Genomic DNA, 16,474 nt, shown 5'->3' on the forward strand with positions numbered 1-16,474 from the left:
CTGATCGGCACCCACGGCAATGGGTCGGCGTGATGAGACGTGACGGACATTCCGCCCATCCATTGGAGTCATTGTCATTCAATCGAATGACAATGACTCCGACAGACAGGACAGAATCACGAAGAAAGTTCCCAGGCCCGCACGATCTCGGACGATATGCGGCCCCGCGCGCTGATCTCGAAACCTTGCGTGCGCGCCCATTCCCGTATTGCAGCACTGCGCGCCCGATCGGCCGCTCCGCGTGTCCGCGTGCCCCCGGACGAGCTCGCGGCCGACCCTCCCCCGGTCGTCCGCGTCGACACCCGCCGCGCGTGCTGGATCCACTGATCCATGACTTTCCGCAGCTCATCGGCGTTCGAGTTGGACAGATCCAACTCGAACCACGTGCCGTCCAACCCGATCGACACCGTCTCGTCAGCCGGCACGTTGTCGACGTCGTCGACCAGCGTGACCGTCACCTTCTTGACCATTCGACGCATTCCCCCCTCCGAACACAGCGACACTTTTCGCCGAGCAGGATCGATAATAGCGCGCATTACCGAGGCCTTGCAGCGTACCGAGTGGAATGTTCCATTCGGGCGTCAGCCGCGGTCGGGACGCACCAATGGAAAGAGGATGGTCTCGCGAATACCCAGCCCTGTGAGCGCCATCAGAAGGCGGTCGATGCCCATTCCCGTACCCGTTGTGGGCGGCATCGCGTACTCCATGGCGGTGAGGAAGTCCTCGTCGAGGACCATGGCCTCGTCGTCGCCGGCCGACGCCAGCCGGGCCTGATCGACGAAGCGCTCGCGCTGCACGACGGGATCGACGAGCTCCGAGTAGCCGGTGGCGAGCTCGAAGCCCCGCACGTAGAGGTCCCACTTCTCCACCACACCGGGGATGCTGCGATGGGCCCGGACCAGAGGCGACGTCTCCACGGGGAAGTTGCGGACGAACGTCGGAGTGTGGAGCTGGTCCCCGCAGCTGTGCTCCCACAGCTCCTCGACCAGCTTGCCGTGGCCCCACCCCTTGTCCGTCGGCACGGCGAGACCCACCCGATCGGCCAGCGCACGCAGGTCGTCCGGGCTCGTCTCCGGTGTCACCTCGATACCGACGGCGGCCGACAACGACGGGTACATCTCGATGGTGGTCCACTCGCCCGCGAAGTCGTACGCGGAACCGTCCGCGAGGGTGACCTGGAGCGACCCGTACACGGCCTGGACGACTTCCTGCACGAGCTCGCGCGTCATCACCGCGGAGTCGTCGTACGTGCCGTAGGCCTCGTACGTCTCGAGCATCGCGAACTCCGGGGAGTGCGTGGAGTCGATGCCCTCGTTGCGGAAGTTGCGGTTGATCTCGAAGACCCGGTCGATGCCGCCCACGACCGCCCGCTTGAGGAACAGTTCGGGAGCGATGCGGAGGAACAGGTCGATGTCGAGCGCGTTCGAGTGCGTCGTGAACGGTCGGGCCGCGGCGCCACCGTGCAGCGTCTGGAGCATCGGGGTCTCGATCTCCAGGAATCCGCGGCGCTCGAGCCCGTCACGCAGTGCGCGCAGCGCGGCGACGCGGCGGCGGGCGTTCTCCCGCGCCTCGGGACGCACGATGAGGTCGACGTACCGCTGGCGGACGCGGGACTCCTCGTTCATCTCCTTGTGGGCGACGGGCAGGGGCCGCAGCGACTTGGACGCCATCTGCCACTCGTCCGCCATGACGCTCAGCTCGCCGCGTCGGGAGCTGATCACCTCGCCGTGCACGAAGATCATGTCGCCGAGATCGACGTCCGACTTCCACAGCGCCAGCGCGTCCTCGCCGACACCGGCGAGGGAGATCATGGCCTGGAGCTGCGTGCCGTCCCCGTCCTGCAGCGTCGCGAAGCAGAGTTTGCCGGTGTTGCGCAGGAAGATGACGCGACCGGCCACCCCCACCTGCTCGCCGGTGTGTGTGTCCGGCTCGAGCGCGGGATGCGCAGCCCGGACCTCGGCCAGCGAGTGCGTCCTCGCGACCGACACCGGATACGCCTCGCGCCCGGACTCCAGCAGCCGGGCGCGCTTCTCGCGGCGGATGCGCACCTGTTCCGGGGTGTCGTCGGTGGGAACGGCGGCGGGGTCGGTGTCTGCTCGTGGTGTCTCGGTCACGACTGCCCAGCCTATAGAGAGGTCAGTGCGCGACGAGAGTGCGCCCTTCGCGCAGGCAGTGCCGTGCGCTCCCCACGACGCCGGTGAGCCCGGCGACGACGATGGCGCGGTACCCACCGATGACGTCGGACGCTCGCGTGAGCCCCAGTTCCTGCAGCGCCGCGGCGGCCAGCGAGGAGGTGTAGCCCTCGGAGCACAGCACGATCCACTCGACGTCGTGATCCACCGCGATGGCCAGGCGTGCGCTGCTCGTGGGGTCGCACCGCCACTCGAGGACGTTGCGCTCGACGGCCAGTGCCCCCGGCATGGTTCCCTCCAGCGCGCGCTGTGCCTGGGGGCGGATGTCGACGAGCACCGCGCCGCGGGCGACGGCATCGGCCAGCTCGGAGACGTCCGTGCGGCGGTACGTGGACCGTGCGCGCTCGAGCATGTCGTCGATGCTCGATCGGGTGGTGGGTCGAGTCGTCATCACGCGTCTCCCTCGGGCAGGTCGGTCAGGACGGACCGGGTGCGGCGCAGAGCACCGCGCTCGCCGATCTCGTAGTAGGACATGGCCGTCAGCGGCGGCGAGTACGCGTGCACGCTCAGTGTCGGACCGCTCACGGTCACCGGGTCCGATGTCGGGGCCGGTGCGTGGGTGACGTCGTGGACCCACCCCAGCGGGAAGGACGCCTGATCACCCGCGTCCAGGCGGCGGTGATGCAGACCCTCACCGTTCCAACGGTATTCGCTGAGCGAGCCGCTCAGGACGGTCAGCGCGCCGAGCGATCCGGCGTGGTCGTGCAGTTCGGTGGACTTGTCCGGCACCCAGCTGATGAGCCACAGGTCGACCAGATCGTCCGAATGCAGACGGGCACACCACCGTTCACCGGCTGGGAACACTCCACCGGGCGGGAGAAGCGCATCATGGCGACCGTCGAGCACGTCCGCCGCACCTTGATCGGTGAGGCGCAGCAGATCGGCGGGACGCAGAGAGGTGGGGGCGACAGCAGAGAGCGAGAGCACGACAGGACTCCAGGGAGGTGTGATGACAGTCAGGGCAGGCGTCAGCCCCGACAACACTCCCGAGCACCCGTGCGATCAGTCACCCCGAAAGTGTGGCACACAGTTCGGCAGCGCGCCACCTCGACCGTCGTGGCCTCGATCAGCGGCGACGGGCCTGATTGCGCTCGTAGACCAGCCGCAGTCCCGCCAACGTGAGGTCCGGCTCGATGCGATCGATCGACGAGGAGTCGTCCATGACGAGCGACGCCGTGTCGCCGGTGGCCACCACGACGACGTCGTCGCCGTCGAAGCCGGGCACCTCGCGGCACACCCGGTCGACGATGCCGTCGACGAGACCGGCGAAGCCGAAGATCGCACCCGACTGCATGGCCTCGACGGTGTTCTTGCCGAGAACGCCTCGAGGCCGGACCAGTTCGACCTTGCGCAGCGCCGCGGAGCGGGACGCGAGCGCGTCCATGGAGATCTCGAGTCCGGGTGCGATCGATCCGCCCAGGAACTCCCCCTTGGCCGACACGACGTCGACACACGTGGACGTCCCGAAGTCGACGATGATGCACGGCGCGTCGTACAGGTGGTGGGCCGCGAGGCTGTTGACGATGCGGTCGGCGCCCACCTCCTTCGGATTGTCCACCAGCAGAGGCACTCCCGTGCGCACGCCGGGCTCGACGACCACGTGGGGAACGTGCGACCAGTACCGCCCCAGCATCGTCCGGATCTCGCGCAGCACCGACGGGACCGTCGAGAGCGCCGCGACACCCGTGATGGTCTCCACGTCGGGACCGAGGAGACCGCGAAAGGTCAACGCGAGCTCGTCCGCCGTCATCGACGCGTCCGTCCGCATCCGGCGTTGCCGCGTGAGCCGCGCGTGGTCACCGCTGCCGGTGAACACGCCCAACACGATGTTGGTGTTGCGGACGTCGACGGTGAGCAGCATCAGACCGAGACCGTGTCACGCGTGTCCGCGGTGAGTGTGCGCGGCGAGATCAGTCCGGAGCCGGCCGGGCTGTCCGCCGGATCGGAGCCAACCTGGACGGGGCGGTTGTCGGCGTCGACGAACACCACGTTCGGCGCGTACTCGGCGACCTCGGCCGGATCGAGGATGCCGTAGGCGATGATGATCACCAGATCACCCGGGTGCACGAGATGCGCTGCGGCGCCGTTGATCCCGACCACTCCCGAACCACGCTGCCCCGCGATGACGTAGGTCTCGAGCCGAGCACCGTTGTCGATGTCCACGATGGTCACCTGCTCACCCTCGAGCAGCGCGGCGGCGTCGAGCAGGTCCTGATCGATGGTCACCGACCCCACGTAGTGCAGATCGGCGTGGGTCACGGTGGCGCGGTGGATCTTCGAGGTCATCATCGTGCGGAGCATGGTGGGTCCTTACCTGTCTGGAGCCGGGCGGAGTTGCGGGCAGGCCGGTCGAAGTGGAGTCAGGAGTGGCCGAGATGGCGTTGTCCGGCTGCGGATTCCGGATCGCGACCCTGGAATCCGGTACCGAGAGCGACGCCCACGTTGTCGAGCAGGCGCGTGGTGCCCACGCGGGCGGCGACCAGCAACCGGCCGTCTCCCTCCTCGGGTGCGTCACGGAGATCGGCTCCGCGTACCTCGAGGTAGTCGACGTCCACCTCCGGCACCGTGTCGAGCACCGACTGTGCCGCCGCCAGAACGGCATCCGAACCACCCTCGGCAGCATGGGTGCCGGCGATCAGCGCCGCCGACAAGGCCACCGCGAGGGACCGCTGGTGCTCGTCGAGGTACCGGTTGCGCGAGGACAGGGCGAGACCGTCGGACTCGCGGACGATGGGGACGCCGCGGATCTCGACGTCGATGTTCAGGTCGCGCACCATCTGGTCGATGAGGACCAGCTGCTGGTAGTCCTTCTCCCCGAAGTAGGCCGTGGTGGGTGCGACGATGCCGAGCAGCTTCGCGACCACCGTCAGCATCCCGGCGAAATGGCCGGGCCTCGAGGCGCCTTCGAGTTCGGCACCGAGCGGACCGGGGTGCACCGTCGTCCGCGGACCGTGCGGGTACATGTCCTGCACACTCGGGACGAAGGCCAGTTCCACCCCGGCTGCGCGCAGCACGTCCAGGTCGGCGTCGAGGGTGCGCGGGTACGCGTCGAGATCCTCCCCCGCCCCGAACTGCAGCGGGTTGACGAAGATCGACACCACGACGACAGCGCCGCTCCGCTTCGCCATCTCCACGAGCTGGACGTGACCGGCGTGCAACGCACCCATGGTGGGCACGAGCGCGACTCGGCGTCCCGCCGAGCGCAGGGCTCGGGTGACCGACCGGACCACATCGGGTGCGTGATGCACCGTCAGTTCACCCGGTGTGTACGCGCCGTCGAGTGCACTCACGGCTGCCTCCTCATTCGTTGTCCCGCAGAGCGTTCATGACGGTGTCGTCCGCGCCGGCCCGCTCGGCCGTACGCAGTGACATCGCGCGATAGCCCGCGGCGATCCGCGGGTCGAGATCGGTCAACGCGTCGAGATGCCTGGACACCGTCGCCCCGTCGCCGCGCGCCACCGGACCGGTCAACGCGCCCTGTCCGCTGCGCAGCACGTTGTCCAACGCCGCCGACAGCAGTGGCGCGAGAACCCGCTCCGCCACACCACCGGGACGCTGTTCCACCGGCTGTTGGCCGGGAAGTTCCTCGTGGGCCAACGCGTCCCGCAGCGCGTCCAGGGCGTCGACGACCAGAGTGACCAGGTGGTTCGACCCGTGGGCGAGCGCCGCGTGGTACAGCGTGCGCGCCTCCTCGGGCACACCCACGGGCTCGCCGCCGATCTCGAGCACCAGTCCCTGCGCGATCGCGAGGCCGATCTCGTCGGCCGCCGTGATGCCGAAGCATGCGGTCGCCAGACGGTCGGTGTCCTCGAATTTGCCGCTGAAGGTCATCGCGGGGTGCACGGCCATCGTCACCACTCCTCGGCCCGCCAGCGGCGCGAGGATGCCGACACCGTTGGCGCCGGACGTGTGCAGCACGAGAGTTCCGGGCGACACCGCATCGGTGCGCGCCAACCCGCGGACCAGCGCGTCCAGTTCCTGATCCGGCACCGCCAGGATCAGCAGTTCACTGCGCCGCGCCACATCCGTGGCCGGCATGATCTCCGCGTCGGGGAGGCGGGTCTCGGCGCGACGCCGGGACGCGTCGGAGACGGCGGCGCAGCCGAACACGACGTGGCCGACGCGTTCGAGCGCCTCACCCAGCGCGGTACCGACCCGGCCTGCGGACACGACACCGACGGACAGGCGCGCCGGGGCGGGGTCGGACGTGACTCGATCGGGGGACAAGAAGGGTCCTCTCGGGGATACAGTTCCAGTCCCGCTCGGCGGGTACCGGACTCATCGACGCCCACACTAGTGTCCGGCGTCGACCGACCGCCATGCGACGCCGGTCACACCCGCGGCGCAGATCTCACTCGACGAAGCTCTCACTCGGCGCGGTGTCTACTCGGCACGGCGGCGCCGGCGACCCGATCCTGTCGACGCGTCCGCGGTGCCCATCCCCGCGAGGATGTCCGCGACGGAGCGCCCACTCGAATGTGCTCCCGATCCTGCGTCGACCGGTGCGTCGGACTCGTCGTCCGGATCCGCAGCGCGTCGTCGACCGCCCGACTGCACGGGTGCGACGGGCGCGGGTTCCGGAAGCTCGGGCTCTTCCGGCTCGGGTTCGGGCTCGACGTCCAGGGTCGGCAGCGGATCGGGTTCGGGCTGCGGCTCGGGTTCGGGGAGCGGCTCGGGCTCCGGCAGGGGTTCGGGCTCGGGTTCCGGCAGCGGTTCCGGCTCGGGCTCGGGTTCGGGTTCCGGCAGCGGTTCCGGCTCGGGGGCGACGGGAATGCTGTCGGCGCGGTGACTCGACGGGTTCCATTCGGGGGTGCGCGGCGACTGCGGTGCGGGTGCCGGATGGAAGGTGCCGTCGTGATCGAACTCGCCGCCGATGACCGACGTCTCCGCCGTGACCGGGTCGTCGAAGGGAGTGGCGAAGCCGGGCCGGGAGTAGGTCGGATCGGGGGCGAAGCTCGGCGGGCGGGTGCGCGATCCGGGAACGTACAGACCGGACGGCGCCGGCTCGTAGCCGCTGTAGGAGCGCTCGGCCAGCTCCCGCATCCGCATCGCCTCGCCGGCGATGGCAGCGCGGTCGTCCGGCAACTCGCCGTCGAACAGCATCTCGAGGCTGCGGCGCAGCGACGCGAGTTCGGCTCGGAGAGCACGCATCTCGTCTCCGTCGGCACCGATCTCGGCGCGCACCCGCGACTCGACGCCGAGCTCGTACTCGCGGCGCGCGGCAATCTCCCGCTCCAGTTGGAGCTCGTAGACGGTCTGCAGATCGCGCGCTTTCATCTGATCCACCGCGGCGTCGCGGCGGTACTTCGTCATCGCGAACGCGCCGAGAACGGCGGCCCACAGCGCTGCCACGATGCCCACGCGCAGCAGCGGAACGCTGTCGCTGAGGATCATCAGAACGCTGGCCACCACGCCCAGCAGAACCAGACCGGCGAGAGCCGTGTGGTTGCCGCCGCGTTTCGTGCGACGGTTCGCCTTGCTCCTGCCGGTGTCCGTCATGAATCCCAGGGTAACGGCTCGGGCGGCTGTCGCACTTCACCATGCACGGACGGGGTGTCCGAGGACGGCCGCGATCGGGTCAGTGGGCGGGCTCGTCGGCTCCGTCGTCCGGTGTCCGGCAGCAGTGCTCGAGCCACAGGGCAGCGGCCACGGCGACGATCCCGGCGACGAGGCCGATCAGCGCTCCCGGCGTGTCCTCCGACGCCGCGCGCACCGAGGACCGCAGGGGCAGCAGATGGATCAGCAGACCGGCCCACACTCCCGCCGCCGCTGCACCGACGAGGGCCGCGGCCTTCGCCAGTGCGACGGCGCGCGCGACCGTGATCGGATGCAGCTGGCCGGGCCCGGGGCCGATCCTGCGGGTGCGCAATCGGGACCGCACCAGCAGACCCACGACCACGAGGACGACCGCCACCGGATACAGCGACGCTCCGGCGAACGTCGAGATCGGCGGAACAGACCCGTAGAACGAGGAGGCAAGGATCCAGGTGGCCACCACGGCGAACGCAGCGAGCGCGACGAGGTCGCGCACGCGCGTCGGGCTCACGTGGAGTCACCGCCGGCCCGCCCGCAGCGCACCGGGTCCCACAGCCGTGTCTCGGTGCGACGCACACCGGCACGTTCGGACTCCGGCAGCTCGGCCAGCAGGTCGCGCACCGATCGGCCACGCAGCACGGCGTCGGGATCGGCGTCCAGCCACGGTGCGAGGACGAAGGCGCGCTCGTGCGCCAGTGGGTGCGGAAGAATCAGCTCGGGGTCGTCGCTGACGACGTCGTCGCACACGACGATGTCCACGTCGACGGTCCGCGGTCCCCAGCGCTGCACCCGCTCGCGGTGAGCGGCCGTCTCCAACTGCTGTCCCCGTCGCAACCAGCCCCGGCAGTCGGTGTTCTCGTCGTCCACGATCACGACGGCGTTGAGGAAGTCCTGCTGGTCGATGCCGCCCCACGGGGCGGTGGCGAACACGGTCGACACCGCGACGACGGCGTCACCGAGACCCTCGACCACGGCCCGCAACTGCTGTTCGCTGTCCCCGATGTTGCTCCCGATCGAGAGCACCGCGCGGGTCACGCAGACCTCGATCGGGTCACCACGACGGCCACGTCCGTGAAGGTCAGGGGGATCGGAGCCGACGGCTTGTGCAGGGTGACCTCGACGCGTTCCACGCGCGGATCCGTCAGGACACCGTCGGCGATCTCGCTCGCGACCGTCTCGATGAGATCGCGACTCGGCCCCGCGACGACCGCGGCGGCGGCCTCGGCCAACTCGCCGTAGTGCGCCGTCTTCGTCAGGTCGTCCGATGCCGCGGCCGGGGCGAGATCCATGTGGACGACGAGGTCGACGAGGAAATCCTGCCCGTCGCGCTTCTCGTGGTCGAAGACACCGTGATTGCCGCGCACGGTCAACCCGCGCAGCTCGATGCGATCGGTCATGTCGTGCCTTTCAGTTCGGTCGGGCCGTGCCATTGCCGGTGCACGGCGAGAGCGTCGAGAGTGCCGACGGCGTCGTGGACGCGCACCCCCCAGGCGCCCGCCACGGCGGACAGCACCGAGATCGCGGCCGTCGCAGCGTCGCGGCCGTGCGGAGGGCGAGGCTGCCCGTCGCGGGCGAGCAGAGTGCCGAGGAATCGTTTGCGGGACGCACCCACCAGCACGGGAATGCCCGTGTCGACGAGACGATCGAGTCGGCGGAGCAACGCCCAGTTGTGCTCCGCGTTCTTGGCGAAGCCGAGCCCCGGATCGAGGACGATGCGGGAACTGTCCACCCCGGCGGCAACGGCCGCGTCGACCTGACGGAGCAGTCCGCTGCGCACGTCCTCGACGATGTCGCCGTAGTCGTGCTCCTCGGCGGCACCGGGTCGGTGGGTCCAGTCGACGGTGGAACGCCAGTGCATGAGCACCCAGGCGACACCGGCATCGGCGACGACACCCGCCATGTCGGGATCGGCGCGGCCACCGGAGACGTCGTTGACGATGGACACGCCCGCACCGATCGCCGCAGTCGCCACGGATGCCCGCATCGTGTCGACGCTGACGCACACGCCGTGGGCGACTAGCTCCGCGATCACCGGTGCGACGCGCTCCGCCTCGACGGACGGGTCGACGCGGTCGGCTCCCGGACGTGTCGACTCGCCCCCCACATCGACGATGTCGACACCCGCGGCGTGCAGTTCGAGGCCGTGCCGCACCGCGGCGTCGACGTCCAGGTAACGGCCGCCGTCCGAGAACGAGTCGGCCGTGACGTTGACGACGCCCATCACCACGGGCCCGTCGGCGTGCGGAAGCGTGAACACGAGCGGTGCCTACTTGCGAAGAATGAGATCCAGCGCCTCGGACCGGGACACCGCGCTGGACTGGAACACACCGCGCACGGCGGAGGTGGTGGTGCTGGCGCCCGGCTTACGAATTCCCCGCATCGCCATGCAGAGGTGCTCGGCCTCCATCACCACGATGACTCCGCGCGGTTCGAGCTTGCGCATCATCGCGTCGGCGACCTGCGAGGTGAGACGTTCCTGCACCTGTGGCCGCTTCGCGTACAGGTCGACGACCCGCGCCAACTTCGACAGGCCCGTCACCCGGCCCGACTTACCCGGGATGTAGCCGACGTGCGCGACGCCGTGGAAGGACACCAGGTGGTGCTCGCACGTCGAGTACATCGGAATGTCCCGCACGAGGACGAGCTCGCGGTGCGCCTCGTCGAACGTCGTTCCCAACACCTCGTCAGGATCGACGAACAGTCCGCCGAACATCTCCCTGTATGCACGCGCCACTCGAGCCGGGGTGTCCTTCAGCCCCTCGCGCTCGGGGTCCTCACCCACCGCGAGCAGCAGCTCACGGACGGCCGCCTCGGCGCGCTCCTGATCGAACGTCCGACCGGACACCACGGACACAGGCTCGTCGATCGACTGATCGGCTTGGTTGACGGACACGGGAGGTCCCTTCGCTGACGGCCGCGCTGCCGATGGATCCGAGCAGCCGGAGGTGATGTGCGGGCGGGTGCGGCCGCACGGACGAGAGGGTCGGACGAGCGACTCTAGCGCGCGTCCGGGCCCTCCCACCGCTGGGTGTTCGGCGGCAGCTGGGGATCCTCGGCCTCGTCACGCGGAGGTTGGTACTGCCCCTCCGGGTTCTGCGGGTTGCGGTAACGCGGCTCGGGCTGAGCCGGCTCCCCCACACCCGAACCGGGGTACTGCCCGTACGGCTGCGGATCCTGGTACGGCTCCTGATAGGGCTGCGGGTCCCGGTAGGCCTGCGGTTCCCGATAGGGCTGCGGCTCCTGGTATGGCTGCGGTTCCTGGTAGGGCTGGGGCTCGTCGTACCCGCGCGGTTCCTGGTACCCACGCGGACCCTGGTAGCCCTGCGGGTCACCCTGACCCTGAGGCTGCCCGTAACCCTGGGGCTGGCCGTAGCCCTGCGGCTGGCCGTAGCCCTGCGGCTGGCCGTAACCCTGCGGCTCCGGGTACCGAGGTGCCTCGTTCTCGCGAGGAGGCCATCCCGGTGCGGACCAGCCGGCCGGTGCGCCGTAGTCGGGCATCGAGGACCCGGGACGGCCGCCGCGATGTGCGCCACCCTGACCGTTCGGGGTCGACCCGTTCTGGCCCTGCCCGTTCTGACCGTGACCGTTCTGGCCGTGCCCGTTCTGGGCGTGGCCGTTCTGGCCGTTCTGTGCCTGGCCGTTCTGGGCCTGGCCGGCGTAGCTCGGCTCCTTGACGATCGAGACGGGGGGCCACGGCTCCCCGCGCTCGGTCGCGAGCTCGCGCGGCGTCTTCACCGGGGGCTTCGACGACGGAACTCGATCACCGAAGTCGTTGAACGCGGTGATGCGGGGACGCTTCTCGACGCCGGTGAAGATCTTCTCCAGATCCTTGCGCGTGAGTGTCTCGCGCTCGAGCAGCTCGGTGGCCAGGATGTCGAGGACGTCGCGGTAGTCGTTCAGGATGGCCCACGCCTCGGTGTGCGCGGCCTCGATGAGGTTGCGCACCTCCCCGTCGATCTCCCGGGCGACTTCGTGCGAGTAGTCGGACTGGACGCCCATCGAGCGGCCCAGGAACGGATCGCCCTGCTCCTGGCCGTACCGGACGGCGCCGAGCTTGCTGCTCATGCCGTACTCGGTGACCATGGCGCGAGCGATCTTGGTCGCCTGGTCGATGTCGGACGACGCTCCCGTGGTCGGCTCGTGGAAGACGAGCTCCTCGGCAGCACGGCCGCCCATCGCCATGACGAGGCGCGCGATCATCTCGGAGCGCGTCATCAGGCCCTTGTCGTCCTCCGGCACCGTCATCGCGTGACCACCGGTGCGGCCGCGGGCGAGGATGGTGACCTTGTAGATCGGCTCGATGTCGGGCATCGCCCACGCCGCGAGGGTGTGACCGCCCTCGTGGTACGCCGTGATCTTGCGCTCGTGCTCGCTGATGATGCGGCTCTTGCGTCGAGGTCCGCCGATGACGCGGTCCACCGACTCCTCGAGGGCGGCCTCGGTGACCACGGTGCCGTTCTCCCGCGCCGTGAGCAGTGCGGCCTCGTTGATGACGTTCGCGAGATCCGCGCCCGACATGCCGACGGTGCGCTTGGCCAGACCCTCGAGGTCGGCGTCCTGCGCGATCGGCTTGCCCTTCGAGTGCACCGCGAGAATCGCGCGGCGTCCTGCGAGGTCGGGGGCGCCGACCGGGATCTGCCTGTCGAAACGGCCAGGGCGCAGCAGGGCGGGATCGAGGATGTCGGGGCGGTTGGTCGCAGCGATGAGGATGACGCCGGTGCGCTCACCGAAGCCGTCCATCTCGACCAGCAGCTGGTTGAGAGTCTGCTCGCGCTCGTCGTGTCCGCCGCCCAGACCGGCCCCGCGCTGGCGACCGACGGCGTCGATCTCGTCGACGAAGATGATGCAGGGGCTGTTCTGCTTGGCCTGCTCGAACAGGTCGCGCACACGTGAGGCACCGACGCCGACGAACATCTCGACGAAGTCGGAACCGGAGATGGTGAAGAACGGCACGCCGGCCTCACCGGCGACGGCGCGGGCGAGCAGCGTCTTGCCGGTTCCGGGAGGGCCGTACAGCAGCACGCCGCGGGGGATCTTCGCGCCGAGTGCCTGGTAGCGGGCCGGGTTCTGCAGGAAGTCCTTGATCTCGTACAGCTCTTCGACCGCTTCGTTCGCGCCTGCCACGTCCGCGAACGTCGTCTTCGGCATGTCCTTGGTGAGCTGCTTGGCCTTGGACTTGCCGAAGCCCATCACACCGCCACGCCCGCCGCCCTGCATGCGCGACATCACGAAGATGAAGATGCCCAGCAGGATGATCATCGGGAGCAGGAACACCAGGATCGACGTGAACCAGCTGTCCTGCGTCACCTCGGTGTCGTAGCTCTCGGCACCCGACGCGGCGACCTTGTCGAAGATCTGCTGCGACGCGGCGTCCGGGTACTGCGAGATGATCTGCGTCTCGTTGCCGGTGGCGTCGTTGCCGCTCTTCAGCGTCAGACGAACCTGCTGCTCACGGTCGTCGATCTGCGCGGTCTGCACGTTCTGGTCGTCGAGCTGCGCGACGGCGACCGACGTGTCGACACTCTTCCACCCCCGCGTGTCGTCGCCGAAGTAGCTGAAGGCGAAGATCACCAACAGGATGCCGGCGACTATCGCCAGGTTGCGGAACAAAGTCTTGCGGTTCATACAGCGTCGCCCTCGATGGCAGTCGGACTCACAGGCAGGTGGTCATGGTTCGCGTCGGTCGGCCGGCAGCAATTCTCGATCGTTGCCGGTTGCGCACCGGACAAGCCAGGTTACCGCGGATGCGGACGGCCGGGCGGCGCGCACATCTCGGTCAACGCGCCGACACGCGGTGAGGTTCCCGCGCCCAGCTGCGCGTGACGGGTGTTACCGGTCGGCCGCGGTGCGTGGCCAGGGCCGATGCTGTTCGATCTGTGCCGCGAGCGCCAGCAGTCGACGCTCGGACCCGGGAGGGCCCGCCAGCTGCACGGCCAGCGGAGTCCCCGACTCGGGATGGAGTCCCGCGGGCACACTCACGGCGGGCCACCCCAGCAAGTTCCACGGTGCCGCGAAGGGTGCGTAGCGAATGTTTGCCGCCATGTTGGCTGCCCACCCGCGCTCGCTCCACCGGTCCGCACGGATCGGCGGCGCGGCGAGCGCCGGCGTCAGCACCACGTCGACACTCTCGAAGTACGAGCGCATGCGTCGCGTGAGCGTCTCGGTCTGCGACGGCCGCACGAACCGTGCCGCTCGCCGACCCACCGCGATGTGGCGACGGGTTCGCTTCTGCAGCGCCGACACGTCGAGCCCGGCGGCGTCCGCGGCTCCGCCGGCCGTCCAGCGGGCGAGCTGCCCGAGTGGACTGGCCGGGTAGGGCAGCGCTGCCGTGCTGGTGCGGTGCCCGATCCGCTCGAGCTCCCGGGCGACGTCGAGTGCGGCCTGCCGGAAGTGGGGATCCACTCGCACGACGGGCGACGGCGACTCCACGGCGACCCCGATGCGCGTGGTCTCGGGAGCGTCGACGTAGGCGAGATCCGGATCGTCCGCCATGACCGAGAGCAGGAGCGCCGCGTCGGCGACGGTCGTGGTCAACGGACCGTTCTCCGACATGCCGAACCACGAGCCGTTGCCCAGTTCGGACGGGACGAGGCCGAGCCCCGGCTTGATGCCGACCAGTCCGCAGTTCGCGGCGGGGATCCGGATGGACCCCATGCCGTCGTTGCCGTGGGCGACGGGCACCATGCCCGAGGAGACCGCGGCGGCGGCGCCACCGGACGATCCGCCCGGGGTGAGGTCACGGTTCCACGGATTGCGGGCGATGCCGTCGGCACCGTCCGTCGCGCCCCACAGGCACAGCTCGGGAACCGAGGTGAGACCGACGACCACGGCGCCCGCGCCGCGCAGGCGCGCGACCACCGGGTGATCCGCGGCGGCGGGAGTGTCGGACGTCGCGAGCGAACCATTGCGCATCGGGTAGCCCGTCACCGGGACGTTGTCCTTGATCGCCACCGGGACGCCGGCGAGCGGCAGGGCGCGCAGATCCGCTCGGACGGCGATCGCGTCCGCTTCCCGGAGCACCTCGTCGGGACGCACCACGACGAACGCGTGCAGGTCGTCGTTCCGAGCGGCGATGCGGTCCAACGCTTCTCGGGCTACCGCGGCAGGTTGGACCCGCCCGTTCCGGACGTCGTCCGCGATGGACGTGGCGGTGGGGCCGACCTGTTCGCGCGACATTCGATCAGCCTCCGTAGACCCGGGGTTCCAGCAGTCCGATGTAGGGAAGGTCGCGGTAACGCTCGTCGTAGTCGAGGCCGTAGCCCACGACGAACTCGTTCGGGATGTCGAAGCCGACGTTCGCGACGTCGACGTCCACCTTCACCGCGTCGGGCTTGCGGAGCAGGGTGACCACCTCGAGCGACGCGGGCTGGCGCGTGGCGAGGTTCTTCATCAACCACGACAGCGTCAGACCGGAGTCGATGATGTCCTCCACGATGAGGACGTGGCGGCCGTGGATGTCGCGGTCGAGGTCCTTGAGGATGCGGACGACGCCCGACGAGGACGTGGACGATCCGTACGAACTGACCGCCATGAACTCGAGCTGGCTCGGGATCGGCAGTGCGCGTGCGAAATCCGTCATGAACATGATGGCGCCCTTGAGAACTCCGACGAGCAGCAGATCACCCTCGGGAGCCCCCACCGGATAGCGAGCGGCGATCTCCTCGGCCAGCTCGGCGATACGCTTGTCGATCTCCTCTCGGGAGATCAGGATCGATGCGATGTCGCCCTCGTACACGGGTGTCCCTTCACTCGCTCGCGGCCCGGCCGGTCCACCGAACCAGGTCGAGCTTGCCACGTCGTCTCTCGACGACCAACCTCTCGACCGGGCCGCCCCCGGCCACCGCGACGCCGCCCTGCCCGCGCCACGCGCCGACGAGATCGTCCACGGCGCGCACCTGCGCCTCGTTGCGCAACGGCACTCCCCGGTCGGCCAGCCACTCGCGGATCACCCGCCGACGGAGTGCACCCGGTACCTCCACGAGGGCGGACACCTCCAGCGCGTCGCCGACGCGGGCGGACACGGCGATGTCCGCGGCGAGTGCGTCGAGAACGGCGCCGTCCTCGCGCAGCTGGTCGGCGGTGCGCGCGAGCGCGGCGGCGACACCGCCGTGCAGGACGTCCTCCAGCAGCGGGAGCACCTCGCCGCGGAGTCGGACCCGAACGAAGGACGGGTCGAGGTTGTGCGGGTCGTCCCACGCGGCGAGACCCAGTTCGGCGCACGCGCCGACGGTGGACTCGCGGCGCACGGTCAACAGCGGCCGACCTCGCGGCGGGTCCCAGGCCGCCATCCCCCGCAGCGATCGGGACCCGGATCCGCGGGCGAGTCCGAGCAGGACGGTCTCGGCCTGGTCGTCCAGCGTGTGGCCCAGCAAGATCGGGCGGTCACCGCGGACCGAGTCGAGAGCGGCGTACCGGGCGCGCCGGGCCGCGGCCTCGGGTCCACCCGCCCCGGTCACCGACACGGTCCTCACCTCGGCGCGGGAACACCCGAGGTCTCGTGCCTGCTCGGCGGCCCTGTGCGCCACCTCGGCCGAACCCGCCTGCAGCGCGTGGTCGACGACCACGGCGTGCACCTGCGCGCCCTCGGCCACACAGGCGGCGGTGAGCGCCAGCGAGTCCGCACCACCCGACAGCCCGACGACGACGGCGCGCTCCGGGCAGTGCTCCCCGAACCAGGCGCGCACCGCCCGCCGCACCGTGAGCAGGTGCGGGCCCTCCGGCATCGGGCGTGCCCCGGTCATGCCGGG

The 16,474-nt window shown here is 69.8% G+C and carries 18 protein-coding genes; all 18 read right to left on the minus strand.

The annotated features are described in order from the left end of the window. Positions 1-116: 116 nt before the first annotated feature. Positions 117-470: an Lsr2 family protein gene (locus HQ312_RS13325; RefSeq protein ID WP_222633172.1), complete on the minus strand. Its 354-nt coding sequence runs from the start codon at positions 468-470 to the stop codon at positions 117-119. Between the two features lie 111 nt (positions 471-581). Further along, the gene (gene lysS / locus HQ312_RS13330; protein ID WP_222633173.1) at positions 582-2,114 is read right to left on the minus strand and encodes a lysine--tRNA ligase; all 1,533 of its coding nucleotides are present in this window, start codon (positions 2,112-2,114) and stop codon (positions 582-584) included. Positions 2,115-2,136: 22 nt separating this feature from the next. Beyond that, positions 2,137-2,583 (minus strand): rhodanese-like domain-containing protein, encoded by a 447-nt coding sequence (locus HQ312_RS13335; protein WP_222638878.1) that lies wholly within the window; start codon positions 2,581-2,583, stop codon positions 2,137-2,139. After that, a complete protein-coding gene (locus HQ312_RS13340) occupies positions 2,583-3,119 on the minus strand; it encodes a cysteine dioxygenase family protein (RefSeq protein WP_235579015.1) in 537 nt (178 codons plus the stop codon). Before HQ312_RS13340 ends, HQ312_RS13335 begins: the two co-directional genes overlap by 1 nt. Positions 3,120-3,258: 139 nt before the next feature. Continuing rightward, a complete protein-coding gene (locus HQ312_RS13345; RefSeq protein WP_027506464.1) occupies positions 3,259-4,053 on the minus strand; it encodes a type III pantothenate kinase in 795 nt (264 codons plus the stop codon). Further along, positions 4,053-4,493, minus strand: coding sequence for an aspartate 1-decarboxylase (gene panD / locus HQ312_RS13350; RefSeq protein ID WP_222633175.1), 441 nt, complete (start codon positions 4,491-4,493; stop codon positions 4,053-4,055). The genes HQ312_RS13345 and panD overlap by 1 nt, the downstream gene beginning before the upstream one ends. 59 nt (positions 4,494-4,552) lie before the next feature. Further along, on the minus strand, positions 4,553-5,482 hold the full coding sequence (panC, locus tag HQ312_RS13355) for a pantoate--beta-alanine ligase (protein WP_027506466.1): 930 nt from the start codon (positions 5,480-5,482) through the stop codon (positions 4,553-4,555). A gap of 10 nt (positions 5,483-5,492) precedes the next feature. Beyond that, positions 5,493-6,419 (minus strand): Rossmann-like and DUF2520 domain-containing protein, encoded by a 927-nt coding sequence (locus HQ312_RS13360; protein WP_222638879.1) that lies wholly within the window; start codon positions 6,417-6,419, stop codon positions 5,493-5,495. 156 nt (positions 6,420-6,575) lie between these two features. Then, positions 6,576-7,691 carry a DUF6779 domain-containing protein gene (locus HQ312_RS13365; protein ID WP_222638880.1) on the minus strand — a complete coding sequence of 372 codons (1,116 nt, stop codon included), beginning with the start codon at positions 7,689-7,691 and terminating at the stop codon, positions 6,576-6,578. A 79-nt stretch (positions 7,692-7,770) separates the two neighbouring features. Further along, positions 7,771-8,238 (minus strand): DUF3180 domain-containing protein, encoded by a 468-nt coding sequence (locus HQ312_RS13370; RefSeq protein WP_027506469.1) that lies wholly within the window; start codon positions 8,236-8,238, stop codon positions 7,771-7,773. Then, positions 8,235-8,762, minus strand: a complete 528-nt coding sequence (folK, locus tag HQ312_RS13375; protein ID WP_027506470.1) for a 2-amino-4-hydroxy-6-hydroxymethyldihydropteridine diphosphokinase — start codon at positions 8,760-8,762, stop codon at positions 8,235-8,237. The genes HQ312_RS13370 and folK overlap by 4 nt, the downstream gene beginning before the upstream one ends. Further along, the gene (gene folB / locus HQ312_RS13380) at positions 8,759-9,124 is read right to left on the minus strand and encodes a dihydroneopterin aldolase (protein WP_027506471.1); all 366 of its coding nucleotides are present in this window, start codon (positions 9,122-9,124) and stop codon (positions 8,759-8,761) included. Before folB ends, folK begins: the two co-directional genes overlap by 4 nt. Beyond that, positions 9,121-9,948, minus strand: coding sequence for a dihydropteroate synthase (gene folP, locus HQ312_RS13385; protein WP_222638992.1), 828 nt, complete (start codon positions 9,946-9,948; stop codon positions 9,121-9,123). The genes folB and folP overlap by 4 nt, the downstream gene beginning before the upstream one ends. A 45-nt stretch (positions 9,949-9,993) precedes the next feature. Continuing rightward, positions 9,994-10,620: a GTP cyclohydrolase I FolE gene (gene folE / locus HQ312_RS13390; protein WP_027506473.1), complete on the minus strand. Its 627-nt coding sequence runs from the start codon at positions 10,618-10,620 to the stop codon at positions 9,994-9,996. A gap of 104 nt (positions 10,621-10,724) precedes the next feature. Further along, positions 10,725-13,352 carry an ATP-dependent zinc metalloprotease FtsH gene (gene ftsH / locus HQ312_RS13395; protein ID WP_261782287.1) on the minus strand — a complete coding sequence of 876 codons (2,628 nt, stop codon included), beginning with the start codon at positions 13,350-13,352 and terminating at the stop codon, positions 10,725-10,727. Positions 13,353-13,556: 204 nt separating this feature from the next. Continuing rightward, entirely contained in the window at positions 13,557-14,903 is a 1,347-nt protein-coding gene (locus HQ312_RS13400) for an amidase (protein ID WP_222638881.1), read from the minus strand. A 4-nt stretch (positions 14,904-14,907) separates the two neighbouring features. Continuing rightward, complete coding sequence (gene hpt, locus HQ312_RS13405; protein WP_027506476.1) at positions 14,908-15,462, minus strand: hypoxanthine phosphoribosyltransferase; 555 nt, start codon at positions 15,460-15,462, stop codon at positions 14,908-14,910. Between the two features lie 10 nt (positions 15,463-15,472). Then, positions 15,473-16,468: a tRNA lysidine(34) synthetase TilS gene (gene tilS / locus HQ312_RS13410; RefSeq protein ID WP_222638882.1), complete on the minus strand. Its 996-nt coding sequence runs from the start codon at positions 16,466-16,468 to the stop codon at positions 15,473-15,475. Between the last annotated feature and the right edge of the window lie 6 nt (positions 16,469-16,474).

Origin of the sequence: Rhodococcus sp. BP-316, from assembly GCF_019836105.1 — a bacterium.
Lineage (GTDB): Bacteria > Actinomycetota > Actinomycetes > Mycobacteriales > Mycobacteriaceae > Rhodococcoides.